Genomic DNA, 24,426 nt, shown 5'->3' on the forward strand with positions numbered 1-24,426 from the left:
GGACGACGGGTGCGGATGCCGGTCGGCACCGCCCGCTCGGATACCCTCGCCGCGTGCCCGACCCCGCCCCGTCCCGCCCGCGGAGTCCCGCGCCGCGACCGCCGGGGACCTTCCGGATCGGGTCGGTCGCCGGCACCGACGTCCTCATCACCTCGTCGTGGTTCCTCGTCGCGGGGCTCATCGCCGTCGTCATGGCGCCCCGGGTGGAGATGGTCGAACCCGGTCTCGGCGCCTGGCGCTATCTCGCCGGCTTCCTGTTCGCGGTCGTCCTCTACTTCTCCGTGCTGCTCCACGAGGCGTCCCACGCCCTGATGGCGAAGCGCTACGGCTTCGCCGTCTCGGCGATCACGCTCCACTTCCTCGGAGGGATGACGGCCGTCGAGGGAGAGGCCCGCCGGCCACGCGAGGAGTTCATGATCGCGGTCGTCGGACCGCTCACGTCGCTGGCGGTCGGCATCGCCGCCGTCGCGCTGTGGTTCGTGACGCCCGAGGGCCTGCTCCTGCTGGCGGTGGAGGGCCTCGCGGGCGCGAACCTGCTCGTCGGCGTCCTCAACCTCGTCCCGGGGCTCCCGCTCGACGGGGGTCGGGTCCTGCGCGCCGTCGTGTGGCGGATCAGCGGCGACATGCACACCGGGACCGTGGTGGCCGGCTGGGGCGGTCGTGTGACCGCGCTGGCGGTGATCGCCTACCCGCTGCTGATGGAGGCGGCCTTCGGCGTACGTCCCGACCTCCTCGACTTCGTCCTCGCGGGAGTCGTCGCGATGTTCCTGTGGACCGGCGCCACGGCCTCCATCAACTCGGCGCGCGTCCGCCGCAAGCTGCCCGCGCTCAAGGCCCGCGACCTCGCGCGCCGCACCATCACCGTCCCGGACGACCTGCCTGTCGCCGAGGCCGTACGCCGGGCCCACGAGGCGCAGGCCGGCAGCATCGTGACGGTCACCGGGTCCGGTCGTCCGGTCGGCCTCGTCAGCGAGGCAGCCGTGACGGCGACGCCCGAGGACCGGCGGCCGTGGGTGGCCGTCTCGACGGTGAGCCGGAGCCTCGAGGACGGCCTGATGATCCCCGCCCACCTCGCCGGCGAGCAGCTCGTCGAGGCGCTGGGACGCACCCCGGCCGCCGAGTACCTCTTGCTGGAGGACGACGGCACCATCTACGGCGTGCTGGCCACCGCCGACGTCGAACGAGCCTTCCAGGAGGTGGACCGCCGTGGCTGACGGCACCGACCAGAACCATGCGCCCGACGTCCCCGTCGAGGCCTGGTCAGGGGTCCACCGGGGCCCGCTGCGGGCGGGGGAGTGGGTGCGCCTCACCGACAACAAGGGCCGCCGCCACAACCTCTGCCTCGAGCCCGGCAAGCGGTTCTTCTCGAACAAGGGCCACCTCGAGCACGACGAGCTGATCGGGCGCGAGGAGGGGTTCAGCGTCACCTCCTCGGCAGGCGGGCAGTACCTCGTCTTCCGCCCGCTGCTCTCGGAGTTCGTCGTGTCGATGCCCCGCGGGGCCGCGGTGGTCTATCCGAAGGACGCGGCCCAGATCGTCGCGATGGCCGACATCTTCCCCGGGGCGGACGTGGTCGAGGCGGGCGTCGGATCGGGGGCCCTGACCTGCTCGCTGCTGCGTGCCGTCGGCCCGCACGGCCGCGTGTCGTCGTACGAGCGCCGCGAGGAGTTCGCCGACGTCGCGCGCCGCAACGTGACCCAGTTCTTCGACGGCGAGCACCCGGCGTGGCAGCTCAGCCTCGGCGACCTGGCCGAGGAGCTGCCGCGGTCGGGCGAGCGCGCCGACCGCGTCATCCTCGACATGCTCGCGCCGTGGGACTGCGTCGACGCGGTCGCCGACGCGCTGCGGCCGGGCGGCATCGTGTGCGGCTACGTCGCCACGACGACCCAGCTCTCCCGGTTCGTGGAGACCCTGCGCGCCCACGGCTCCTTCACCGAGCCGTCGGTGTGGGAGTCGCTCGTGCGCGACTGGCACGTGGAGGGTCTGGCCGTCCGTCCCGGGCACAAGATGATCGGCCACACGGCCTTTCTCGTCACCGCCCGCCGCATGGCTCCGGGGGAGCGGCCACCGCGCAAGACCCGTCGCCCCGCTCCCGGCGCCTACGGTCCCGACTACACCGGCCCCCGTCCCGCCGACCTCCCACCGCAGGTCCTCGAGGACACCCAGGACGACTGACCGGCAGCGCCGACCCCCGGTCGGCGCGTCGCGGGTGCGCCGTTTGGTCACCAACGACAGATTCACGGCCGGATTCGTGTCGATTGGTCCCCAACGGCAGCCACCACCGCAACGGATTGCCCGATCCCGAGTCGTGGTGTCTGCGGGTCGACGCCCCCCGGTCGCGGGTAGGGTCGACATCGGGAGGTGACGCTGATGTCGTCAACCGAAGGTCAGCCCCAGGGCGAGCGCCGCACGCCCGAGGAGCTCATGAGCCAGGTGCGCTTCCTCGAGGCCGAGGTCACCGACCTCCGCCGCCGTCTCAGTGACGCACCCGGACAGTCACGGTCCGTGGAGCTGCGTCTCGCCGACACCCAGCGGTCTCTCTCCGCGGTGACCGCACAGAACGAGCGGCTCGCGCAGACGCTCCGCGAGGCCCGCGACCAGATCACCAAGCTCAAGGAGGAGGTCGACCGGCTCGCGCAGCCGCCGGCCGGCTTCGGCACCTTCCTCTCTCGCAACGACGACGACTCGGTCGACGTGTTCACCGGCGGCCGCAAGCTGCGGGTGAGCGTCAGCCCCGCCGTCGACCTCGAGTCGCTGGTCCGCGGGCAGGAGGTCATGCTCAACGAGGCCCTCAACGTCGTCGAGGCGATGTCGTTCGAGGAGGTCGGCGAGGTGGTGATGTTCAAGGAGCTGCTCGCCGACGGCGACCGAGCCCTGGTCATCGCGAACGCGGACGAGGAGCGCGTCGTACGCCTCGCCGAGCCCCTCCGCGGCGAGACGCTGCGCGCGGGCGACTCGCTGCTGCTGGAGTCCAGGGCCGGCTACGTCTACGAGCGGGTCCCGAAGTCGGAGGTCGAGGAGCTGGTCCTCGAGGAGGTCCCCGACATCGCCTACGAGGCGATCGGCGGGCTCGGGGGCCAGATCGAGCAGATCCAGGACGCGGTCGAGCTGCCCTACCTCTACCCCGATCTCTTCAAGGAGCACGAGCTCAAGCCGCCCAAGGGGGTGCTCCTCTACGGCCCTCCCGGGTGCGGCAAGACGCTGATCGCCAAGGCGGTCGCGAACTCGCTGGCCAAGAAGGTCGCCACGAAGACCGGCCAGGAGGGGAAGTCCTACTTCCTCAACATCAAGGGCCCCGAGCTGCTGAACAAGTACGTCGGCGAGACCGAGCGGCACATCCGGCTGGTGTTCCAGCGAGCACGCGAGAAGGCGTCGTACGGCACGCCGGTCATCGTGTTCTTCGACGAGATGGACTCGCTGTTCCGCACGCGCGGCTCCGGCGTCTCCTCCGATGTCGAGAACACGATCGTTCCCCAGCTGCTCAGCGAGATCGACGGCGTCGAGCTGCTGGAGAATGTCCTGGTCATCGGTGCCTCCAACCGGCCCGACATGATCGACCCCGCCATCCTCCGGCCCGGCCGCCTGGACGTGAAGATCAAGATCGAGCGCCCCGACGCCGAGGCCGCGCGCGACATCTTCAGCAAGTACCTCACCCCGACGCTGCCCCTCCACGAGGACGACCTGCGCGAGTTCGGTGGCGACACCGGTGCCGCGGCCGCGGGCATCATCCAGCGCACGGTCGAGCGGATCTACACCGAGTCGGAGGAGAACCAGTTCCTCGAGGTCACCTACGCGAACGGTGACAAGGAGGTCCTCTACTTCAAGGACTTCAACTCCGGCGCGATGATCCAGAACATCGTCGACCGGGCGAAGAAGATGGCGATCAAGGACTTCCTGGACCACCAGCAGCGCGGCATCAGCGTGCGCCACCTCATGCAGGCGTGCGTCGACGAGTTCAAGGAGAACGAGGACCTCCCCAACACCACGAACCCCGACGACTGGGCCCAGATCGCCGGCAAGAAGGGCGAGCGGATCGTGTTCATCCGCACGCTCATCACCGGCAAGCAGGGCACCGAGCCCGGGCGGTCGATCGACACCGTGTCCAGCACGGGCCAGTACCTCTGAGCCGTGGCCGAGGAGGAGCAGCTCGACAAGGGTGAGCTCGAGGCGGTGCTCGAGACCCGCCGCGAGCTTGGCCCGACGTACGACGCCGCGCTGATCGACTCCTTCGCCGACCGCATCGAGGCGACGGTCGAGGCCCGGGTGGCCGCAGAGCTCGAGGTACGGCGCCACGCGGACCGTGCCCAGGCGTCGGCCGGGCCCCGTCAGCTCGTCCTGGGGATCGTGTCCGCCGGAGTCTCGATCCCGATCACCGCGATCAGTCTCTCGGCGGGTGAAGGTGGAGGACTGGTGGCGATGATCGTCAGCTGGGCCGGCCTGGTGGGGATCAACGTGGCGCACGCAGCGCAGTCGAGGAGCGGCCGGTAGCCGTTGCCCGGCACCCGACTCGTCGGTGCCGATTGGTCACCAACGACGCCGGCGGGGCCGGATCGGTGCCGTTGGTGACCAAACGGCGGGTCTCACCCGTCCGACGGCACGTGCGCGTGGAGCAGGTAGGTGTAGCCCCAGGGCCGGGCGAGGGCCGGACCGTCGAGGTAGAAGGTCTCGAGGTGGTCGACGGCGAATCCGGCACCCTCCACCAGGGCGGTCACGTCGCGGCTCAGGTGGCACCCACCGGCCGCGCGCCGCTGGACCGGGTCGAGGCGGTGCTGCCACCGGGCGACCGGCGGGTCGGGGGAGAGACCGTGCTCGAGCACGCAGAGGATGCCGCCCGTTCGCAGGACCCGCCGCAGCTCGGTCAGCGCGAGGACCGGGTCCGGGATGGTGCAGAGGGAGAAGGTCACCAGGGCGGCGTCGTACGACGCCTCCCGCTCGTCGAGCCGCTGGCCGTCCAGCCCACGGCGTCGGACCGGGACGTCGGTCCGCTCGCGCCGGGCGGCCGACAGTCCCCAACCCACGTCCGAGGGCTCGACCGCGGCCACCGTGCTGACCGACGGCGGGTACCAGCGCACGTTGAGGCCGCTCCCGAACCCGATCTCCACCAGGTCTCCCCGCAGGGGAGCGCACGCCTGCCGCCGCAGCTCACCGATCTCGTGACTGCGCAGGGCACGATCGGCCATGCGGGGCACCACGTGCTCGGTCCAGGCTCCCATGGGGCGAGCGTAGGGCCCTCGCCCCTGGATCCGACCCCAGTACGACGCCACCCGTCCGGGCCTGCCCGGCTGGGCTATGGACCGCTCCGGTCCGTCCCGCGAGATTGAGGCCAGTCGCTCGGGTGACTCGCTCCCGAGCACTTCGGAGGGAATCACCCATGAGCAGTCGTACCACCCGCGTCGCCGCCGCGCTCCTGACCGCCGGCGCACTCGTGCTGAGCCTCAACAGCCTCAGCTCGCCGTCCGTCGCGGCGCCCAACTTCAAGAATGCCCCCACGATCAAGCTCCAGCAGCAGGCAGGGACCGGGACCCTGCGTGCCAAGCCGCACGGGCAGGTCGTGTCGGCCCCCTACGAGTACTTCACGATGCGGGTGCCGGCCGACGGCAGCTACCACATCACGATGACCGGCGTCGTCATCCCGACGACCGACCCCGCGTCCTACCAGTGCATCGTCGCGGACAAGCAGAAGGCGCTGGCCAACGACCTCACGGGCGTCTACCTGATCAATCCGTTCAACTCCGCCACGGACGACGGCTACAACCTCGACCTGGAGATCGACGCGAACCTGAAGAAGCGTCGCGCGCTCATCATCGGCTGCTACACCGACGGGGACCTCCAGACCCCCCAGCCCATCACCTACACGTTCAAGAAGAACGGCGCCTTCAAGAACGTCAACACCACCCCGTTCGACATCGTCCGTGAGGGCGCGCGCCTCCTCCACTGACCGACCACCCTGCGCGGGCGGGTGGGGTACGGCGCGCCGTACCCCACCCGCCTGGTCCACCCGGATTCACCCCCGACGGGCTATGGACCCCGGCCGCTGCGGCGGGTCACATTGGGCCCACCTGCTCGGGTGACGGAGCCCGAGCACACCGGAGGGACCACCCATGAGCACCCCAACCACCCGCGTCGTCGTCGCGCTCCTGACGGCCGGGGCCCTCGTCCTCGGGCTCCACAGCCTGAGCGCGCCGTCCGTCGCGGCCCCGGACCTGGCGAACGCCCCGACCGCCCGGCTCGAGGCGCAGGCGGGAGGCACGACCTACCGCACCCGGCCGTTCGGGGGGAAGCTGGTCTCCGGGACGCCCGAGTACTACACGGTGAGCGTGCCGCGCTCGGGCAGCTATCGCGTGGAGATGACCGGTCTGATCACCTACGACGCCGCCCCGGCGTCGGTCCAGTGCTTCGTCGTGGACCTGAAGAAGATCCTGGCCGACGACTTCTCCGGCTACTACTTGGTCTCCACGTCCGACTCCGAGACCTTCTTCGACAACGGGCTCAACGAGGTCATCACCGTCGACCTGAAGAAGGCGCGCCGGATCCTGCTGGCGTGCAGCAGCACCGTCGACATCGAGGTGCTGAAGCCGATCACGGTCGCATTCACGCGCACAGGCCGGTTCGCCAACCTCCCCGCGAAGCGCTACGTCCCGCCTGCCCCCTCCTCGGGCGACCTGCTCGAAGGCCTGCGCTGAGCGGTCCCCGCACGGCGTACGGCCCGCGGCCGGCCCATGCGCCCCGGTCGAGCCGGCCGCGTAGGCTCGTGCCATGAGCGTGCGACGCGTGATGGGGACGGAGGTCGAGTACGGCATCTCCGTCCAGGGGCAGCCGCTGGCCAACCCGATGGTCGCGTCGTCCCAGGTCGTCAACGCCTATGCCTCGGCCACCGTGCGGGCGCGACGGGCCCGCTGGGACTTCGAGGAGGAGTCACCGCTGCGTGACGCCCGGGGATTCGACATGTCGCGCCAGGTCGCCGATCCCTCGCAGCTCACCGACGAGGACCTCGGGCTTGCCAACGTGATCCTCACCAACGGTGCACGGCTCTACGTCGACCACGCCCACCCGGAGTACTCCACCCCCGAGGTGACCTCGCCGCTGGCGATCGTCCTGTGGGACAAGGCGGGGGAGCAGGTGATGCTCGACGCCTCGCGCCGTGCAAGCCAGCTCCCGGGCGGGACACCGATCAACCTCTACAAGAACAACACCGACAACAAGGGCGCCTCCTACGGCGCCCATGAGAACTACCTGATGCGCCGCCGTACGCCGTTCGGCGACATCGTGAAGCACCTGACGCCGTTCTTCGTCTCGCGCCAGGTCGTGTGCGGTGCGGGGCGCGTGGGGATCGGCCAGGACGGGCGGCACGACGGCTTCCAGATCAGCCAGCGCGCCGACTACTTCGAGGTCGAGGTCGGGCTCGAGACGACCCTGAAACGCCCCCTGATCAACACCCGCGACGAGCCGCACGCCGACCCCGAGAAGTACCGCCGCCTCCACGTGATCCTCGGCGACGCGAACCTCGCGGAGGTCTCGACCTACCTCAAGGTGGGCACGACCGCCTTGGTGCTCTCGATGATCGAGGACGGCTTCATCGACCGCGACCTGACCGTCGACGGCTCCGTGGCGGCGCTCCGCGCGGTCTCCCACGACCCGACCCTGAAGCAGCTGATCACGCTCACCGACGGTCGCCAGCTGACCGCGGTGCAGCTCCAGCTGGAGTACCTCGACCTGGCTCGGAAGTACGTCGAGGACCGGCTCGGCAGCGACGCCGACCCGCAGACGCTCGACGTGCTGGCCCGCTGGGAGTCCGTCCTCGACCGGCTCGAGCGCGACCCGATGCTGTGCTCGCGCGAGCTCGACTGGGTCGCGAAGCTGGCGCTGCTGGAGCACTACCGCTCCCGCGACGGCCTGGACTGGTCCGACGCCAAGCTCCAGCTGATCGACGTCCAGTACTCCGACATCCGGCCCGAGAAGGGGCTCTACCACCGGCTGGTCAGCCTCGGACGGATCGAGAGGATGCTCGACGACGCGGCTGTCGAGGCGGCCATGCACGACCCGCCCGAGGACACGCGCGCCTACTTCCGGGGTCGCTGCCTGGAGAAGTACGCCGATCACGTAGCCGCGGCCTCGTGGGACTCGGTGATCTTCGACCTCCCCGGTCGCGAGTCGCTGCAGCGGATCCCGACCGTCGATCCGCTCCGTGGCAGCAAGGCCAGCGTCGGCGCCCTCATCGATCGCTGCGACACCGCCGAGGCGCTCTTCACCGCGCTCACGCGCTGATCTGCCCCCGGGCGTGGGGTCCTTGCTGATTGGTCACCAACAACACGTCTGGGGCCAGTTTCTCGTCGTTGGTGACCAATCGACGTGCCGACTCACCCGTCTTCTGGTGGCGCACTCGCCCACCGGATGCACCCGGCGGCGCTAGGGTCGACACATGGCCCAGGAGCAGAAGCAGCCGCGCAAGTCGCAGGAGGCCGAGGAGGCACCCGAGGCGACCGTCGAGTCCGACGTCTCCGAGCGCAAGGAAGCGCTCGACGACGACGTCGACGCGATCCTCGACGAGATCGACGAGGTGCTGGAGTCGAACGCCGAGGACTTCGTGAAGTCGTTCATCCAGAAGGGCGGCCAGTGACCGACCCCCGACTCCCGGCGTCGTTCCTCCGGCCCGGCACCTCCTCCTTCAGCGACTTCCTGTCCGAGGCCGCGCCCGACCTCCTTCCGTCGCGACGCACCGTGCCCCACGGTCAGGCCGCGGACCTCGCGCCCCACGCGACCACCATCGTGGCCGCCACCTACCAGGGCGGCGTCGTGATGGCCGGCGACCGTCGCGCGACGATGGGCAACATCATCGCCCAGCGCGACATCGAGAAGGTCTTCCCCGCGGACGAGTACTCCTGCGTGGGCATCGCCGGGACCGCCGGACTGGCTGTCGAGATGGTCAGGCTCTTCCAGACCGAGCTCGAGCACTACGAGAAGATCGAGGGCACGACGCTCTCGATGGACGGCAAGGCCAACCGGCTCGCGGCGCTGATCCGCGGCAACCTCGGTCTGGCGATGCAGGGCCTCGCCGTGGTGCCCCTGTTCGCGGGGTTCGACCTCGTCAGTGAGCAGGGGCGGATCTTCAGCTATGACGCGACCGGCGGTCGCTACGAGGAGACCGCGTTCCACTCGGTCGGCTCCGGGTCGCTCTTCGCCCGCGGTGCGCTCAAGAAGCTCTACCGCCCCGACCTGTCCGAGCGGGATGCCGTGACGGTGGTCGTGCAGGCGCTCTACGACGCCGCGGACGACGACTCGGCGACCGGCGGGCCCGACCTCACGCGACGCATCTTCCCCGTCGTGCAGGTCATCACCGCTGACGGCGGCCGCCGGCTCCCCGAGGCGGAGGTTGCGGACGTCGCCGACCGGATGATGGCCGGGCGGATGATCAGACCGGACGGGCCGGCCACGGCGTCGGTGACGGGAGGTGAGACGCCATGAGCATGCCGTTCTACGTCTCGCCCGAGCAGCTGATGAAGGACCGCGCCGACTTCGCGCGCAAGGGCATCGCCAAGGGTCGCTCCGTGGTCGCGGTGCAGTACGCCGACGGCGTGCTGTTCGCCTGCGAGAACCCGTCCCGCGCCCTCCACAAGGTCTCGGAGATCTACGACCGCATCGCCTTCGCGGCCGTCGGCCGGTCGAACGAGTTCGAGAACCTCCGCATCGCGGGGGTCCGGCTCGCTGACATGCGTGGCTACGCCTACGACCGCCGTGACGTCACCGCCCGCGCCCTCGCCACGGCGTACGCCCAGACGCTCGGCACGATCTTCTCCAGTGGTGGTGAGAAGCCCTACGAGGTCGAGCTCTTCGTGGCCGAGATCGGCGACTCCGCCGAGGACGACCAGATCTACCGTCTGACCTACGACGGGCAGGTCGCCGACGCCCAGGGCTACGGCGTGATGGGAGGAGCCGTCGACACGGTGGCGTCCTTCCTGGAGACCCGGTTCCACGAGGGACTCACGCTGGAGGAGGCCGTGCAGCTCGCCGTCGGTGCTCTCGGGCACAGCGACTCCGGCGACCGGGTCATCCAGGAGGCCGACCTCGAGGTCGCCGTCCTCGACCGGACGCGTCTCCAGCCGCGCAAGTTCCGCCGGCTTCGTCCCACCGACCTTCAGCGGATGCTCGGCGAACGTCAGCCGACCAGTGAGGAGCCCCCGGCCCCGCCGGACGACCCGCCACTCGCCCCGCCGACCTGACCCCAGGCATGGCGTCGATTGGTCCCCAACGGCGCACGCGGCACCGTCTTGGTGTCGTTGGTGACCAATCGGCGACGAGGTCATCCACAGGTCGCGGCGACCCCGTGGTGAACGGTTCCTCAGCGGGGAATGCTCTCCTCCATGACGAACGGAGACGGACTCGGGCCGCCGGTGCGCGGACACATCCGGCGCGCCGACCACCGCCGTGTCTCGCACGGGTTGTTCCTCCGGGTCGACCCGAGTGCTGATCCCGACTCGGACGAGGAGACCCCGCGCGACCTCCACGCCTGGCTCCTGGTCCTGCCACCGGGGGCGGCGTTCACCCACCTGACCGGCGCCTGGCTGCGCGGCTGGCAGCTGCCCACGCTGCCGGACCGCCCGCCCGTGTTCGCCGCCGTGGGGCGGACCGACGGCCGGCCACGTCGGTCGGGGCTCATCTGCTCGCGCCTCGCCCGCGACGAGCCGCTCGGCACCGCGAGGGGGTTACCTGTCGAACCCGCCACCGAGATCCTGCTGCGCGCCGCCCGTGACCTCGGGTTGCTCGACCTCGTCGTTCTCGTCGACTCGGCCCGACGCAGGCGCGACGTCAGCGACGCCGACATGCAGACCGTGTTGCTGAGCAGGCGTCCCGGCGTACGACTCCTCCGTGAGGCGTGGCGCCTCTCCAGTTCCCAGGCACACTCGGCGGGCGAAACGCTCCTGCGCCTGTTCCACGTCGCGATGGACGTCGACGTCGAGCCCCAGGCGATCCTCCACGACGAGGCCGGCCACGTCGTGGGTCACGCCGACCTGCTGGTCGTGGGCACGCGGCACCTCCACGAGTACGACGGCGCCCACCACCGGGCCAGGAAGCAGCAGCGCACGGACCTGCGCCGGAGTCGCGGGCTCTCCCAGTGGGGCTACGACCGGCGCGGCTTCACGCTCGACGACCTGGTCAACCATCCGGCCATCGCGATGCACGAGCTCGACCGTGAGCTGGACCGTGGTCACGAGCGGCAGCGGCTCGAGCGGTGGCGCCTGTGGTTGGGCCAGTCGCTCTACTGCGACACGGGTCGGCGGCGCCTCGTGAACCGGTGGCGTCGACAGATGGGAGTGGTCGAGTGGGCCGGTACGACGCGCCCGGGAGCCTGAGACACGGTGCCGTGGACGCCCGCGGCGGACCCGGGGGCCGAGATCTCCCCGCTGAGGCCACCTCCCGACATAGTCTGGTGCCATGGACCGCCGGATCTTCGGGATCGAGAACGAGTACGGGGTCACGTGCACGTTCCGCGGCCAACGACGCCTGAGCCCCGACGAGGTGGCCCGCTACCTGTTCCGGAAGGTCGTCAGCTGGGGGCGCAGCAGCAACGTGTTCCTCCGCAACGGCGCCCGGCTCTACCTCGACGTGGGCAGCCACCCCGAGTACGCGACGCCCGAGTGCGACGACATCACCGAGCTGGTGGCGCACGACAAGGCGGGGGAGCGAGTCCTCGAAGGTCTGCTCCTCGACGCCGAGCAACGTCTCCACGACGAGGGCATCGCCGGCGAGATCTACCTCTTCAAGAACAACACCGACTCCGCCGGCAACTCCTACGGCTGCCACGAGAACTACCTCGTGAGCAGGGCGGGCGAGTTCAACCGCCTCGCCGATGTCCTCATCCCGTTCCTCGTCACCCGTCAGGTGATCGTTGGTGCCGGGAAGGTGTCGCAGACCCCCCGCGGAGCGAGCTTCAGCGTGAGCCAACGGGCCGAGCACATCTGGGAGGGCGTCAGCAGCGCCACGACGCGCAGCCGTCCGATCATCAACACCCGCGACGAGCCCCACGCGGACGCCGAGCGCTACCGCCGCCTCCACGTCATCGTCGGCGACTCGAACATGAGCGAGACCACGACCTTGCTCAAGGTCGCCAGCTGCGACCTGGTGCTGCGCATGATCGAGGAGGGCGTGGTCATGCGCGACCTCACGATGGAGAACCCGATCCGGGCGATCCGGGAGATCTCCCACGACATGACCGGACGCCGGAAGGTGCGCCTCGCCAACGGGCGGGAGGCCAGCGCGCTCGACATCCAGCACGAGTACTTCTCGAAGGCCCGTGACTTCGTCGACCGTCGCGACCTCCGTACGCCGGTGATCGACCAGGCGCTGGACCTGTGGGAGCGCACGCTGAAGGCCGTCGAGTCCGACGACCTCGGGAGCGTCGATCGTGAGATCGACTGGGTCATCAAGTGGAAGCTGATCGAGAGCTACCGCGCCAAGCACGGTCTGCCACTCGGCCATCCGCGGATCGCCCAGCTCGACCTGGCCTACCACGACATCCACCGCGGCCGGGGTCTCTACTACCTGCTCGAGAAGCGCGGGCGCGTCGCGCGGGTGACCAGCGACCTGAAGATCTTCGAGGCCAAGTCGGTGCCTCCGCAGACCACCCGTGCCCGGCTCCGTGGCGAGTTCATCCGCAAGGCGCAGGAGCGGCGGCGGGACTTCACCGTCGACTGGGTCCACCTCAAGCTCAACGACCAGGCCCAGCGGACCGTCCTGTGCAAGGACCCGTTCCGGGCGTACGACGAGCGCGTCCAGCGACTGATCGACGGGATGTGACCCGCGGCTGTTGCCGTTGGGGACCAATCGACCACAGATCCGGGTGTTCGACGTCGTTGGTGACCAATCGGCACGCCTGCGTGCCACGGCACTCGGGTGGGGTCGGGGTGCTTGGGGGAGCGGGCTAGGGTGATCGGCGCTGTCCGAGTCATCCACCCCGAAGGTGCTTCCCCTGTGATCCGTCGTCCTGCTGCCCTGCTTCTGACCCTGCTGCTCGGGTCGGTCCTCGTCGCCTGCGGCGACGACTCGTCGGAGGAGGGATCGAGCGGTGGCGGTGGTGCCTCGCTCGAGAGCGTGTCGATCGAGGGTGAGGTCGGCGAGGCCCCCGAGGTGACCTGGGACGGCGAGATGAGCGCCGACGAGGTCGAGTCGAAGGTCGTCGCCGAGGGTGACGGCGCGGAGATCGGCGAGGGCGACCAGGTCTTCGCGCAGATCTGGCTGGGCAACGGCACCACGCAGGAGCAGGCCTACAGCACCTACGACGCGGACCAGCCGCAGCTGCTGACCGTCGGCAAGGACACGCTGTCCGAGCTGTTCCTCGAGGGCCTCCAGGGCCAGACCGTGGGCTCGCGGGTCGCGGTCGCGGCGTCGGCGGAGACCGCCTTCGGCGAGGCCGGCAACCCCCAGATCGGCATCGGCAACAAGGACACCGTCCTCACCGTCATCGACCTGCTCGGCACCGTCGAGGACGGTCCCCAGGGCACGGACGAGAAGGCGCCGAGCTGGGTGCCGTCGCTGGTCGGCGGCGACGAGGCGCCGACCGGTCTCGACTTCGCCGGCACCCCGAAGCCGACCGGCAAGCTCCAGACCGCCGTGCTCGTCAAGGGCGACGGCGCCGCCGTGGAGAAGGGCCAGACCATCGCGGTCGACTACCTCGGTCAGGTCTACGGCGGCAAGAAGCCGTTCGACGAGAGTTACTCCTCCCAGTCGACGTCCTTCCCGATCGGCGTCGGCCAGGTCGTGAAGGGCTGGGACCAGGCGCTGGTCGGCCAGACCGTCGGCAGCCGCGTCGTGCTCGCGATCCCGCCGGCCCTCGGCTACGGCAAGGGCGGCAACGAGCAGGCCGGCATCAAGGGCGACGACACGCTCTACTTCGTGGTGGACATCCTCGGCGCAGCCTGACCGACGCCCGGTAGCGTCGGGGCCATGGCGGCGGAGAAGAGCGAGCGGCTCCTCAACCTCCTCATCATGCTGCTGATGCAGCAGCGCTACATCGCGAAGGACCGGGTCCGCGAGATCCTCTACCCGGGCTCCTCCGACGAGGCGTTCGAGAGGATGTTCGAGCGGGACAAGGACGACCTGAGGTCGCTCGGCGTCCCGATCGAGGTCGGCCAGCTCGACGCCTACTTCGACGACGAGCCGGGCTACCGCGTGGTGCCCGACGAGCTGCAGCTCCCCGAGGTCGACCTGACGGCCGAGGAGGCCCAGGTCGTCGCCCTCGCGACCAAGGTCTGGGAGCACGCCCGCCTCGCCGAGGCGACCAGCGACGCCGCCCGCAAGCTCAGCGCCGCGGGCGTCGCGGTCGACGTCGAGGCCCTCGACCTCGTCGAGCCCCGCCTCGGCGCGGAGGAGCCGGCGTTCGACGTGTTCTGGGAGGCGGCGCGCGACCGCCAGGTCGTGGCCTTCGACTACCGGCGGCCCGGAGCCGCGGTGGCCCGACGGGTGCTCGAGCCGTGGGGGGTCGTGCGCTACTCCGGCCGCTGGTACGCCGTGGGCCGCGACCGCGACCGTGACGCCGAGCGCGTCTTCCGGCTCTCCCGCGTGCAGGGGGCCGCCGAGCGGGTCGGCGAGGCCGGTGCGTACGACGTACCGCCCGACGTCGACATCCGTGAGGTCGCCCGGCGACTCGCACCGGCTCCTGCACCGACGCTGCGCGCCACGCTCCTGGCCCGCACCGGCACCGGCCACCGGCTCCGCCGGGCAGCCGACCGCGTGGAGGCCGGCGTCGCCGGACCCGACGGCACCACCGGCTGGGACCGGCTCGGCTTCGACGCCGCCGGCCCCGACCTCGCCTCCGACGTGCTCGGCCACGGTTCCGACGTCGTCGTGGAGTCGCCGGCCGACCTCCGCGACGAGGTCGTACGCCGCCTGCGCGGCCTCGCCGGGGGTGCGGCATGAGCGGCGGGGCGCGGGAGCAGGTCGCCCGGCTGCTGACCCTGGTGCCCTATCTCCACGCGCGGGGCCAGGTCGGCGTCGACGAGGCCGCCACGCTGCTCGGGGTCGCTCCTGCCCAGGTGGTGCGCGACCTCAAGGTGCTCTTCATGTGCGGCCTGCCGGGCGGCTACCCCGACGACCTGATCGACGTCGACCTCGACTCCCTCGAGTCCGACGGCGTCATCCGCGTCTCCAACGCCGACTACCTCGCCCGCCCGCTGCGGCTCACCGCGACGGAGGCGACCGCGGTCATGGTGGCCCTGCTGGCGCTGCGCAACGGGGCGGGGGAGGAGACCCGCGAGATCGTCGACCGGGTCCTCGCCAAGCTCCAGGCGGCGACGTCGGGCAGCGTGCCGATCGACCCCGGCACCGACACGCAGCCCCCGGGGCTGCTCTCGCTGCGCTCCGAGCTCGAGCGGGCCGTCCGGGAGGGCCGGCAGGTCCGCCTCGTCTACTGGGTCCCCGCGCGCGACGAGGAGACCATCCGGGTCGTCGACCCCCGCGGGGTGGTCTCGGTGCAGGGTGCGTCCTACCTCTCGGCGTGGTGCCACAGCGCGGAGGACGACCGCATGTTCCGGCTCGACCGGATCCACGAGGCGACGGTCCTCGACGAGGCCGCGGTCCACCGAGAGCCGCCGACGGGCCTGGACGAGGACCTGTTCGGGTTCGACGACCGCGCCGAGCGGGTCACGCTCCGGTTGGACCGGGCCGCGTTCTGGGTGACCGAGTACTACCAGGTGACCGAGACGCGCGTGCTCGACGACGGCGTGGTCGAGGCGGACCTGCTGGTCGCCGACCGCCGCTGGCTGGAGCGCCTGATCATGAGGCTCGCTCCCCACGCCAGCGTGGTGTCGCCGCGCGCCTGGGCCGACGGGGTCACGGCGCGCGCACAGGCCGCCCTCAGCAACTACTAGCCCCGCGGCGTACGATGGATCACGCCGTTCCCCACCTCGACCGATGAGTGAATGAGGATCCTGATGGAAGCAATGATCGGAATGCCCCAGGGCGCCGAGTGGCTCGTGATCCTGGCGATCGTCGTGCTCGTCTTCGGCGCAGCCAAGCTGCCCGACCTCGCGCGCGGGACGGGTCAGGCGCTGCGGATCTTCAAGGCCGAGACGAAGGGGCTGCGCGACGACGAGGACGAGGAGACGCCCCCGACGAGGCCGACCGAGCTCCCGCCGTCCTCGAGCACCGACGGCGCCACCAGCCCGACGGTGCAGGACCGCTCCACCGACGACCACCGCGCCTGAGCGCGGGGGTCCGGACCGGCTCAGCTCTCCCTCACGCTGGTGATCTCACGCCTCTTCGGGCTCTTCCGCGGCAAGCCCCACCACCCGGTCGGTGACGACGGCCGGATGGCGCTCTCGGACCACCTCCGGGAGCTCCGCGCCCGCATCCTGCGGGTCGTCGCGCTGATGCTGGTGGTCCTCGTCGCGTCTTTGTTCTTCTTCGACACCCTCTTCGACCTCGTCTACGGCCCCTACATCGAGGCGCAGAAGACGCTTCCCGACGGCGCCAGCATCGCGACCACCAACGGTGCCGGTGGCGGCCTGATGCTCTACCTCAAGCTCTGCGGCTTCGCCGCGGTCATCGGGACCAGCCCCTACTGGCTCTACCAGATCTGGGCCTTCATCCTCCCGGGGCTCCACCCCCAGGAGCGGAAGTGGTCGCGCGTGTTCGCGGCGATCGCGGGCCCCTTGTTCGTGGTCGGCGTCGTGCTGGGCTACGTCACCCTGCCCAAGGGCCTGGAGATCCTCATCGGTCTCAACCCCGACGGCGTCACCAACCTCGTGGAGTTCACCGAGTACCTCCAGTTCTTCTCCCGCACCATCCTCGTGTTCGGCCTGGCGTTCGAGATCCCGTTGTTCGTGGTCCTGCTCAACCTCGCCGGCGTCGTGTCCGGCAAGCAGCTGGGCGCCCACCGGCCCTGGATCATCGTCGGCATCTTCGTGTTCGCGGCCGTCGCGACCCCGTCGGCCGACCCCTTCACCATGACCTTCATGGCCGTCCCGATGGTGCTGCTGTTCTTCGTCTCCGAGATCATCGCCCGCTACAACGACCGGCGCCGTGCGGCCAAGGGCATCAACGCCGGTCTGTCCCCCGACGAGGTGTCGCCCCTGTGACTTCCCGCCCCGAGCTCCACGACGTCGACCCGTTCGACCTGCCCGACTGGCTCAGCGCCGGACCGGTGGTGTGGGAGTCCGACGGTGGCCTGCGCGCGAGCCACCACGTGACGGGCACGGTGACGGGGGAGGGCGGTGAGCAGCTGCCCTGCTCCCTGCTCGCCGTCGACGAGGCCTATCCGGCCCCGGTCGCCGGTGACGACGTCCGGACCCGTGCCCACCAGGCGTGGCACCACCGTCAGGTGCTGCTCGTCGAGGAGGCCGGCACGCTGACCCTGGCGGTCCCCGGCCAGCGGTTCGACGCCGAGCTGGTGCTCGAGTCGCTGGCCCGGCTGGCCAAGGCCGTGGGAGCCAGTCCGGACGACTACGCGGCGCTGCTCACCATCGGGTCGGCCCGCCGCTAGGCTCGCGGCGTGCCCCGCGAGATCGCCCTCCTGACCAACCCCACGTCGGGCAAGGGCCGGGGAGCGGCGGCCCGCGCGGCGGCGCTGCCGCGGCTGCGCGACGCCGGGTTCGTGGTCCGCGACCTGGCCGGTGCGGACGCCGACGAGTCGCTAGACCTGGCCCGGGCGGCCGTCGCGGACGGAGTGTGGGCGCTGGTGGTCTGCGGCGGCGACGGGATGGTCCACCTCGGCGTCCAGGCGGTCGCCGGCACCGGCACCCATCTCGGCATCATCCCGGCCGGCACCGGCAACGACGTCGCCCGCTACGTCGACCTGCCCCGCAAGGACCCCGGGGCCGCCGCGGACCGGGTGGTGGCCTCCACACCACGCCGCCTCGACCTCGCCCGCTCCGGCAGCCGGTGGTTCGTCACCGTGCTCGCCGCCGGCTTCGACGCGATCGTCAACGAGCGCGCCAACGCCATGACCTGGCCGAAGGGCCAGATGCGCTACAACCTGGCGACCCTGGCCGAGCTGCGGACCTTCGAGCCGCTGCCCTACACCCTCGAGCTCGACGGCGAGACGCGCCAGCTCGACGCGATGCTGGTGGCGGTCGGCAACGGCCCCTCCTTCGGCGGCGGGCTGCGGATCACCGAGGGCGCCTTGCTCGACGACGGCATGCTGGACGTCGTGGTCATCAAACCGATGAGCAAGATGGGCCTGGTCCGGACCTACCCCAAGCTGTTCAAGGGCACCCACGTCACCCACCCGCAGTACGAGCACCACCGGGTGCGGTCCGTGACGGTCGCCGCCCCCGGGATCGTGGCCTACGCCGACGGGGAGCGCTTCGGCCCCCTGCCCCTGACCGTCGAGAGCGACCCTGGAGCGCTGAGCATCCTTGCCTGACCACGACCAGACCGACCACGACGCGCCGAGCCCCGCCACGGCGTACGCCGCGGACCGCGCCCGGCGACGACACCCGGTGCTCGCGGACTTCACCGGTCACTACCCGTTCCCGCTCGACGACTTCCAGCTGCGCGCGTGCCGCGAGGTCGAGGACGGACGCGGCGTGCTGGTCGCGGCGCCGACGGGCTCGGGCAAGACGATCGTCGGCGAGTTCGCGATCCACCTCGCGCTCGCGACCGGTCGCAAGGCCTTCTACACGACCCCCATCAAGGCCCTCTCCAACCAGAAGTACCACGACCTCGTCGAGCGCTACGGCGAGCGGCAGGTCGGGCTCCTGACCGGCGACAACACCGTCAACGGCGAGGCGCCGGTGGTGGTGATGACCACCGAGGTGCTGCGCAACATGCTCTACGCCGGGTCCCGGACCCTGCTCGGCCTCGGCTTCGTGGTCATGGACGAGGTCCACTACCTCGCCGACCGCGACCGGGGGGCGGTGTGGGAGGAGATCATCATCCACCTCCCCGAGTCGGTCTCGCTGGTCTCGCTGTCGGCCACCGTGTCCAACGCGGAGGAGTTCGGCGAGTGGCTCGAGACCGTCCGCGGGGGAGGCGTCACGACGATCGTCGAGGAGCGCCGACCGGTCCCGCTCTACCAGCACGTCATGGTCGGCAAACGGCTGCTCGACCTCTTCGAGGAGGCCGACGTCGACGCGGCTGCCGGGTTCGTCAAGGAGGGGACGCCGGTCAACCGCGAGCTCGAGCGCGTCGCCCGCGACGACTGGGCCAGCGGCCGGATGCGCGACCGGCGGTCGCCCCGTAACCGGTCCCAGACCCGCGGCGGGCAGGGCGGACCCAAACAGGTCGGCAACGGCCGGCGGGTCTGGATCCCCAGCCGGGTCGACGTGGTGCACCGCCTCGAGCGCGAAGGGCTGCTGCCCGCGATCGTCTTCGTCTTCAGCCGCGTGGGCTGCGACGCCGCCGTCACCCAGTGCCTCAACGCCAACGTCCGGCTCACCACGCCGGAGGAGCGTGACGAGGTCTACGAGTACGTCGAGACGGCGTGCCGTCACCTCCCCGACGAGGACCGGCACGTCCTGGGCTACCACGACTTCCTCGACGGACTCACGCGCGGCGTCGCGGCCCACCACGCCGGCATGCTGCCGACCTTCAAGGAGGTCGTCGAGCAGCTCTACGTCCGCGGCCTCTGCAAGGTCGTCTTCGCGACCGAGACCCTCGCGCTCGGCATCAACATGCCGGCGCGCACGGTGGTCATCGAGAAGCTGACGAAGTGGAACGGCGAGACCCACGCCGACCTGTCGCCGGGTGAGTACACCCAGCTGACCGGTCGCGCGGGCCGGCGGGGCCTCGACGTCGAGGGTCACGGCGTCGTGCTCTGGCAGCCGGGCCTCAACCCCCGCGAGCTGGCCGGCCTCGCCTCGACGCGGACCTATCCGCTCCGCTCGAGCTTCCGCCCGTCCTACAACATGGCCGTCAACCTGGTCCACCAGTTCGGTCGCGACCGTTCACGCGAGCTCCTCGAGCAGTCCTTCGCCCAGTTCCAGGCCGACAAGGCCGTCGTCGGACTGGCCCGCCAGCTGCGCAAGAGCGACGAGGCGCTCGCCGGCTACGCGGACGCCGCGACCTGCGACCGCGGCGACTTCATGGAGTACGCCCGCCTGCGTCGCGAGGTGTCGGACCTCGAGAAGTCGGCGTCGAGGCGGCGCAAGGCCGACCAGCGGTCCGAGGCGCTCGCGTCGCTCCACGCCCTCAAGCCGGGCGACGTCATCATGGTGCCGGCGGGCAAGTTCTCGGGCTACGCCGTGGTGCTCGACCCCGGCACCGGCGCCGGCCCCCAGGCCGAGCCTCGGCCGTTCGTGGTCACCGCGCACCGCCAGGCCAAGCGGCTGGCACCCCCTGACTTCCCCACGCCCGTGGCGGCGCTGGCCCGGCTGAAGGTGCCCAAGTCGTTCAATCCTCGCAACGCGCAGTCGCGGCGCGACCTGGCCAACGCCCTCAGGAGCCGCACCCACGACCTCGCACCCCCACCGCCGAGCCGGAGCCGCGACCGGTCGCCCGCGGCCCGCAACGACGAGGTCGACCTGCTGCGCCGGCGCCTGCGCGACCATCCCTGCCACGACTGCCCCGACCGGGAGGACCACGCACGCTGGGCGGAGCGGTGGCACAAGCTCAACCGCGACGCCTCCACCCTCCGCGGCCGCATCGAGCGGCGCACCAACACGGTCGCCCGCCAGTTCGACCGCGTCTGCGACGTCCTCAGCGCACTCGGCTACCTCGACGGTGACCGCGTGACCGACGAGGGAGCGCACCTGCGCCGGCTCTACTCCGACGCCGACCTCGTCGCTGCGGAGTCGCTGCGCCGTGGGCTCTGGGACGGCCTCGACGCCGCCGGGCTCGCCAGCGTGCTGTCGATCCTGGTCTTCGAGGCACGCCGTCCCGACGACGCCTCGGCGCCGCGCCTGCCGGGCGGGGAGGTGCGCGAGGTGATCGGTCAGATGGTCAAGGTCTGGGGCGAGCTCGACCAGCTCGAGCGCGACCACCGCCTCGACTTCCTGCGGCAGCCCGACCTCGGCTTCGCCTGGGCGGCGCAGCAGTGGGCCCGGGGCGCCGATCTCGACGACGTGCTCACCGTGACCGACCTCGCCGCCGGCGACTTCGTGCGCTGGATGAAGCAGCTGCTCGACCTCACCGGGCAGGTCGCGGACGCGGCCGGTGCGGGTCCCCTGCGCGACACGGCCCGAGAGGCGGTGAAGCTCCTCAAGCGGGGAGTCGTCGCCTACTCGTCGCTCGCCGAGTGACCGGTCTGCCAGCGGTCGGCGAGGGCGGTCAGCGCTCCGAGGACAGCGCCTCGTCGATCGCCGCGGGCACGTCCAGCTCACCGCCGACGAGGTTCCACTGCCTGCCGATGGTGCGGTCGTCGTCGAGGGCGGCCGCGACCACGGCGGCCACGTCGGCCCTGGTCACCTCGCCACGCTCCACGTCGACGCCGAGGGCGACCCGTCCGGTCGCCGGGTCGTCCGTGAGCCGGCCCGGCCGCAGGATCGTCCAGTCGAGGCCACTCTCGCGCAGCGCCAGGTCGGCGTCGCGCTTGGCCTCGACGTAGGCGCGCCACACGTCCTGCGTGTCGGCGGGCAGGGGGTCGTCGACCCCGATGGCCGAGATCTGGACGAAGCGGCGTACCCCGGCGTCGCGGGCGCCCACGATCGACTTGGTCGAGCCCTGCAGGTCCACCGTGCGCTTGCGCTCGATGTCGCCGTCGGCGCCGCCCCCGGCGGCGAAGACGACGGCCCCGCAGCCCTCGAACGCGGCCGCGAACCCGGCCTCGTCGTCCGCCTCGATGTCGAGGTGGCGCGTGGTCACCCCCTCCGCCCGGAGGGCCTCGGCCTGCTCCTCACGGCGTACGAGCGCGACCGGCTCGTGACCCGCGGCGAGCAGCTGCGGGTGGAGCAGGCGGGCGATCTGTCCATGTCCTCCGACGACGGCGATGCGAGTCATGGTCCCCACGCTACGGGCACGGTCAACGACAGCTCACCGCGAGCGCAGCGTCTCCGTCAGCCGCTCGACCGGGCCGCTGAGGTTGAACTCCTCGGCGATGGCGGCCACCAGGTCAGCGTCGCGTGGCTCGTGGGGGAGCGTCGCGTCGACGTCGCCGAGGTCGATGTCGCGGGCGACGGCGACGACCCGCGGGGCGACCGCGAGGTAGTCGGCGGCGTCACGCAGCTTGGAGCGCGGGTTGGGCCCGAGGTCGGAGTCGGGGTCGTCGACCGCGGCGAGCAGCGTCGGCATGTCGCCGAACCGACCGAGCAGGGTGGCCGCTGTCTTGTCGCCGACACCCTTCACGCCGGGGAGCCCGTCGGACGCGTCTCCTCTCAGGGTCGCGAGGTCGGCGTACTGGTGGGCGTCGACGCCGTACTTCTCGCGCACCACCTCGTTGGTGATGCGCTCGTGCTTGCTGACCCCACGGGCGATGTAGAGCACGCGGACCTCCAGCTCGTCGTCGACGAGCTGGAAGAGGTCGCGGTCACCGGTCACGACGTCGACGGGCATGCCGGCGTCGGTGGCGAGGGTGCCGATGACGTCGTCGGCCTCGTAGTGGTCGGCGCCGACGACGGTGATGCCGAAGGCATCGAGGACCGCCCGGATCAGGGGGACCTGCTGCTCGAGCGGGTCGGGCACCTCCTCGACGTCGGGTGCGTCGGCACGGGTCGCGACGACCCGGTGGGACTTGTAGGAGGGGATCAGGTCGACCCGCCATTGCGGGCGCCAGTCGTTGTCCCAGCAGCAGACCAGGTGGGTGGGGGAGTACTCGCCGACCATCCGGCTGATGAAGTCGAGCAGCCCGCGCACGGCGTTGACGGGGGTGCCGTTGTCGGCGGTGATGTCGGGGACGCCGTAGAAGGCGCGGAAGTACATCGAGGCGGTGTCGAGCAGCATCAGCCGCTGCGGTGCGGCGGTCCCGTGATGGGTCACGTCGCGCATCCTGCCACGCGCGACCCACTACGCTGACGCGCGTGACGAGCACCCCGCTGGAGACCACCGACCGCCGCATCCTCGAGCTGCTGGCGGTCGACGGCCGGATGTCCTACACCGACCTCGGCAAGCAGACCGGCCTGTCGACGTCGGCGGTCCACCAGCGCGTCAAGCGCCTGGAGCAGCGTGGCCTGATCACCGGGTATGGCGCGACCGTCAACCACGACGGCATCGGCCTCCCGCTGACCGCGTTCATCTCGATCACGCCGATCGACCCGGCGCAGCCGGACGACTACCCCGAACGCGTCCGTGGGGTCCCCGAGATCGAGTCGTGCTGGTCGGTGGCCGGCGACGAGTCCTACATCCTGAAGGTGCGCGTGCCGACCCCCGCGGCCCTCGAGGACCTGCTCGCGCGGATCAGGTCCGCCGCCAACGTCTCCACGCGCACCACCATCGTGCTCTCAACGCCCTACGAGAACCGCCCGGTGACGTAAGGCGAACGGATTCCCCGGATATCCGGGGAACCAGTCATTTCGCATGGCTGGATCCCTCTGGAAGAGCACGACTCGCTCAGGAAGTCATGCCGGTATCGGGCTTCGGCGGGAGTCGAGAATGCGCTGGATCCGCGCGGCGGTGCGCTCGGGGTGGGCGAGGTCGGCCCATTGGATGCGGATGCAGACCCATCCCGTCAGGAGACAGATCAGCTCTTCCCGCCGCTTCTCGCGCATCAGGTAGTCCTCGAGCGTCTCGCCCTTTCGTCGGTATCGCTCGTACTTGATGCGCCCGTCGAACTCGAGGAAGACGCCGTGCTGCCTCCACGCGAAATCGGCGTATGCCACGACCACGCCATTCTCGTCATGGACGGCGACCTGCGGCTCTGGGCATGGGAGGTGCTGGGCCCAGCACAGGTACCACGTCCGCGACTCCGCCACGGACGTCAGGCGGGGGTTGGCAAGCCGCTCGACCAGGGTCGTCGTCAAGGTCCCCGGCCAGTACTTGAAGTACTCGGCCGCATTCCTCAGCTGGCGCTTGTCCAGTTGGCCGTTGTGCAGGAGCTGGTTGACGAGCACGAGCGACGACTCGACGTCGCACCGCGTCGTCACCTCCACCACTGTGCGGGGAGCGACGCTGAGTGCTACCCCATTCACGACCTCGATCTCCTCATCCGTGAAGGAACCGGCGTGGTGGCGGACTCCGGCTTCGCTCCGGCCGGCCCTGCCGTCCACCCGAGTGACGTCGACGTCATCCAGCGCGACTCCCCAGATCGAGCAGCCACGTTCGACCGCTGCGGACACGTGGGTGATCACCATGCTCGGGTGGCCGCGCTTGAGCACCGCCCTGATGAGCAATCGGTGCCGGTCCTCTCGACTCAGGGACTCCCACAGCGCCGTCTGCACGTAGCTACCGTGCCGGATCCGCGTGATCTGCCGACGACGCACCAGACGCCTGATCTGCGCGTCCGTGATCCCTTCTGCCAGGTACTCACGGCGGAGCGTGACCGCCGCATTCAGAATCTCAGGCTCCACGTGCATGACCAGAACCATGGCCCGCTCAGGCAGCCGGCCGGGTCGGCGAACGCACGGC

General features: G+C 70.9%; 25 protein-coding genes. 21 read left to right on the plus strand and 4 right to left on the minus strand.

What is annotated here, in order from left to right:
• The first annotated feature begins 53 nt into the window (after positions 1–53).
• The 4 genes from ABD091_RS19645 to ABD091_RS19660 all read left to right on the plus strand — a co-directional run bounded on the left by ABD091_RS19645 (position 54) and on the right by ABD091_RS19660 (position 4,488).
• On the plus strand, positions 54–1,214 hold the full coding sequence (locus ABD091_RS19645; RefSeq protein ID WP_343921732.1) for a site-2 protease family protein: 1,161 nt from the start codon (positions 54–56) through the stop codon (positions 1,212–1,214).
• Positions 1,207–2,175 carry a tRNA (adenine-N1)-methyltransferase gene (locus ABD091_RS19650; RefSeq protein WP_425571496.1) on the plus strand — a complete coding sequence of 323 codons (969 nt, stop codon included), beginning with the start codon at positions 1,207–1,209 and terminating at the stop codon, positions 2,173–2,175. Before ABD091_RS19645 ends, ABD091_RS19650 begins: the two co-directional genes overlap by 8 nt.
• A gap of 195 nt (positions 2,176–2,370) precedes the next feature.
• On the plus strand, positions 2,371–4,125 hold the full coding sequence (gene arc / locus ABD091_RS19655) for a proteasome ATPase (protein WP_343921733.1): 1,755 nt from the start codon (positions 2,371–2,373) through the stop codon (positions 4,123–4,125).
• 3 nt (positions 4,126–4,128) lie between these two features.
• Positions 4,129–4,488 carry a hypothetical protein gene (locus ABD091_RS19660; RefSeq protein WP_343921734.1) on the plus strand — a complete coding sequence of 120 codons (360 nt, stop codon included), beginning with the start codon at positions 4,129–4,131 and terminating at the stop codon, positions 4,486–4,488.
• A 92-nt stretch (positions 4,489–4,580) separates the two neighbouring features.
• Here ABD091_RS19660 and ABD091_RS19665 read toward each other — a convergent pair whose 3' ends face one another.
• Positions 4,581–5,213 (minus strand): class I SAM-dependent methyltransferase, encoded by a 633-nt coding sequence (locus tag ABD091_RS19665; RefSeq protein WP_343921735.1) that lies wholly within the window; start codon positions 5,211–5,213, stop codon positions 4,581–4,583.
• Between the two features lie 158 nt (positions 5,214–5,371).
• On the opposite strand from ABD091_RS19665, the gene ABD091_RS19670 reads away from it, so the two are divergent.
• The 16 genes from ABD091_RS19670 (at position 5,372) to ABD091_RS19745 (ending at position 21,170) form a co-directional block, all read left to right on the plus strand.
• Positions 5,372–5,938: a hypothetical protein gene (locus ABD091_RS19670; protein ID WP_343921736.1), complete on the plus strand. Its 567-nt coding sequence runs from the start codon at positions 5,372–5,374 to the stop codon at positions 5,936–5,938.
• A gap of 163 nt (positions 5,939–6,101) precedes the next feature.
• Complete coding sequence (locus tag ABD091_RS19675; protein ID WP_343921737.1) at positions 6,102–6,683, plus strand: hypothetical protein; 582 nt, start codon at positions 6,102–6,104, stop codon at positions 6,681–6,683.
• A 73-nt stretch (positions 6,684–6,756) separates the two neighbouring features.
• Positions 6,757–8,265: a depupylase/deamidase Dop gene (gene dop, locus ABD091_RS19680; RefSeq protein WP_343921738.1), complete on the plus strand. Its 1,509-nt coding sequence runs from the start codon at positions 6,757–6,759 to the stop codon at positions 8,263–8,265.
• A 154-nt stretch (positions 8,266–8,419) separates the two neighbouring features.
• Entirely contained in the window at positions 8,420–8,617 is a 198-nt protein-coding gene (locus ABD091_RS19685) for a ubiquitin-like protein Pup (protein WP_343921739.1), read from the plus strand.
• Positions 8,614–9,462: a proteasome subunit beta gene (gene prcB, locus ABD091_RS19690; protein WP_343921740.1), complete on the plus strand. Its 849-nt coding sequence runs from the start codon at positions 8,614–8,616 to the stop codon at positions 9,460–9,462. The genes ABD091_RS19685 and prcB overlap by 4 nt, the downstream gene beginning before the upstream one ends.
• Entirely contained in the window at positions 9,459–10,217 is a 759-nt protein-coding gene (gene prcA, locus ABD091_RS19695; RefSeq protein ID WP_343921741.1) for a proteasome subunit alpha, read from the plus strand. The genes prcB and prcA overlap by 4 nt, the downstream gene beginning before the upstream one ends.
• A 141-nt stretch (positions 10,218–10,358) precedes the next feature.
• On the plus strand, positions 10,359–11,348 hold the full coding sequence (locus tag ABD091_RS19700; RefSeq protein ID WP_343921742.1) for a hypothetical protein: 990 nt from the start codon (positions 10,359–10,361) through the stop codon (positions 11,346–11,348).
• A gap of 82 nt (positions 11,349–11,430) precedes the next feature.
• On the plus strand, positions 11,431–12,792 hold the full coding sequence (gene pafA / locus ABD091_RS19705; RefSeq protein ID WP_343921743.1) for a Pup--protein ligase: 1,362 nt from the start codon (positions 11,431–11,433) through the stop codon (positions 12,790–12,792).
• 174 nt (positions 12,793–12,966) lie between these two features.
• Entirely contained in the window at positions 12,967–13,914 is a 948-nt protein-coding gene (locus ABD091_RS19710) for an FKBP-type peptidyl-prolyl cis-trans isomerase (RefSeq protein WP_343921744.1), read from the plus strand.
• A gap of 24 nt (positions 13,915–13,938) precedes the next feature.
• Entirely contained in the window at positions 13,939–14,910 is a 972-nt protein-coding gene (locus ABD091_RS19715; protein ID WP_343921745.1) for a helix-turn-helix transcriptional regulator, read from the plus strand.
• Positions 14,907–15,860: a helix-turn-helix transcriptional regulator gene (locus ABD091_RS19720; protein WP_343921746.1), complete on the plus strand. Its 954-nt coding sequence runs from the start codon at positions 14,907–14,909 to the stop codon at positions 15,858–15,860. The genes ABD091_RS19715 and ABD091_RS19720 overlap by 4 nt, the downstream gene beginning before the upstream one ends.
• A 63-nt stretch (positions 15,861–15,923) precedes the next feature.
• Positions 15,924–16,196 carry a twin-arginine translocase TatA/TatE family subunit gene (tatA, locus tag ABD091_RS19725; RefSeq protein WP_343921747.1) on the plus strand — a complete coding sequence of 91 codons (273 nt, stop codon included), beginning with the start codon at positions 15,924–15,926 and terminating at the stop codon, positions 16,194–16,196.
• 39 nt (positions 16,197–16,235) lie between these two features.
• On the plus strand, positions 16,236–17,069 hold the full coding sequence (gene tatC / locus ABD091_RS19730; protein WP_343921748.1) for a twin-arginine translocase subunit TatC: 834 nt from the start codon (positions 16,236–16,238) through the stop codon (positions 17,067–17,069).
• The gene (locus ABD091_RS19735; protein WP_343921749.1) at positions 17,066–17,473 is read left to right on the plus strand and encodes a hypothetical protein; all 408 of its coding nucleotides are present in this window, start codon (positions 17,066–17,068) and stop codon (positions 17,471–17,473) included. The genes tatC and ABD091_RS19735 overlap by 4 nt, the downstream gene beginning before the upstream one ends.
• A gap of 9 nt (positions 17,474–17,482) precedes the next feature.
• Positions 17,483–18,355, plus strand: a complete 873-nt coding sequence (locus ABD091_RS19740; protein WP_343921750.1) for a diacylglycerol kinase — start codon at positions 17,483–17,485, stop codon at positions 18,353–18,355.
• Positions 18,348–21,170 carry a DEAD/DEAH box helicase gene (locus tag ABD091_RS19745; protein ID WP_343921751.1) on the plus strand — a complete coding sequence of 941 codons (2,823 nt, stop codon included), beginning with the start codon at positions 18,348–18,350 and terminating at the stop codon, positions 21,168–21,170. The genes ABD091_RS19740 and ABD091_RS19745 overlap by 8 nt, the downstream gene beginning before the upstream one ends.
• A gap of 28 nt (positions 21,171–21,198) precedes the next feature.
• Here ABD091_RS19745 and ABD091_RS19750 read toward each other — a convergent pair whose 3' ends face one another.
• Both ABD091_RS19750 and ABD091_RS19755 read right to left on the minus strand, forming a co-directional pair.
• Entirely contained in the window at positions 21,199–21,867 is a 669-nt protein-coding gene (locus ABD091_RS19750) for an SDR family oxidoreductase (protein ID WP_343921752.1), read from the minus strand.
• Between the two features lie 33 nt (positions 21,868–21,900).
• Positions 21,901–22,842 carry a 5'-3' exonuclease gene (locus tag ABD091_RS19755; RefSeq protein WP_343921753.1) on the minus strand — a complete coding sequence of 314 codons (942 nt, stop codon included), beginning with the start codon at positions 22,840–22,842 and terminating at the stop codon, positions 21,901–21,903.
• A gap of 41 nt (positions 22,843–22,883) precedes the next feature.
• On the opposite strand from ABD091_RS19755, the gene ABD091_RS19760 reads away from it, so the two are divergent.
• Positions 22,884–23,336 (plus strand): Lrp/AsnC family transcriptional regulator, encoded by a 453-nt coding sequence (locus ABD091_RS19760; RefSeq protein WP_425571497.1) that lies wholly within the window; start codon positions 22,884–22,886, stop codon positions 23,334–23,336.
• 84 nt (positions 23,337–23,420) lie between these two features.
• Here the strand turns inward: ABD091_RS19760 and ABD091_RS19765 are convergent, their stop codons facing one another.
• The gene (locus tag ABD091_RS19765; protein ID WP_343921754.1) at positions 23,421–24,374 is read right to left on the minus strand and encodes a hypothetical protein; all 954 of its coding nucleotides are present in this window, start codon (positions 24,372–24,374) and stop codon (positions 23,421–23,423) included.
• Positions 24,375–24,426 lie beyond the last annotated feature (52 nt).

Source organism: Nocardioides aestuarii (assembly GCF_039527245.1).
Taxonomy (GTDB): domain Bacteria; phylum Actinomycetota; class Actinomycetes; order Propionibacteriales; family Nocardioidaceae; genus Nocardioides; species Nocardioides aestuarii.

Excerpts from the sequence above, each read along its gene's own strand:
- arc (WP_343921733.1), top strand. The coding sequence starts at position 2,371 with ATGTCGTCAACCGAAGGTCAGCCCCAGGGCGAGCGCCGCACGCCCGAG.
- ABD091_RS19665 (WP_343921735.1), bottom strand. The coding sequence starts at position 5,213 with ATGGGAGCCTGGACCGAGCACGTGGTGCCCCGCATGGCCGATCGTGCC.
- ABD091_RS19670 (WP_343921736.1), top strand. The coding sequence starts at position 5,372 with ATGAGCAGTCGTACCACCCGCGTCGCCGCCGCGCTCCTGACCGCCGGC.
- ABD091_RS19675 (WP_343921737.1), top strand. The coding sequence starts at position 6,102 with ATGAGCACCCCAACCACCCGCGTCGTCGTCGCGCTCCTGACGGCCGGG.
- dop (WP_343921738.1), top strand. The coding sequence starts at position 6,757 with ATGAGCGTGCGACGCGTGATGGGGACGGAGGTCGAGTACGGCATCTCC.
- ABD091_RS19685 (WP_343921739.1), top strand. The coding sequence starts at position 8,420 with ATGGCCCAGGAGCAGAAGCAGCCGCGCAAGTCGCAGGAGGCCGAGGAG.
- prcA (WP_343921741.1), top strand. The coding sequence starts at position 9,459 with ATGAGCATGCCGTTCTACGTCTCGCCCGAGCAGCTGATGAAGGACCGC.
- ABD091_RS19700 (WP_343921742.1), top strand. The coding sequence starts at position 10,359 with ATGACGAACGGAGACGGACTCGGGCCGCCGGTGCGCGGACACATCCGG.
- pafA (WP_343921743.1), top strand. The coding sequence starts at position 11,431 with ATGGACCGCCGGATCTTCGGGATCGAGAACGAGTACGGGGTCACGTGC.
- ABD091_RS19715 (WP_343921745.1), top strand. The coding sequence starts at position 13,939 with ATGGCGGCGGAGAAGAGCGAGCGGCTCCTCAACCTCCTCATCATGCTG.
- ABD091_RS19720 (WP_343921746.1), top strand. The coding sequence starts at position 14,907 with ATGAGCGGCGGGGCGCGGGAGCAGGTCGCCCGGCTGCTGACCCTGGTG.
- tatA (WP_343921747.1), top strand. The coding sequence starts at position 15,924 with ATGGAAGCAATGATCGGAATGCCCCAGGGCGCCGAGTGGCTCGTGATC.
- ABD091_RS19750 (WP_343921752.1), bottom strand. The coding sequence starts at position 21,867 with ATGACTCGCATCGCCGTCGTCGGAGGACATGGACAGATCGCCCGCCTG.
- ABD091_RS19765 (WP_343921754.1), bottom strand. The coding sequence starts at position 24,374 with ATGCACGTGGAGCCTGAGATTCTGAATGCGGCGGTCACGCTCCGCCGT.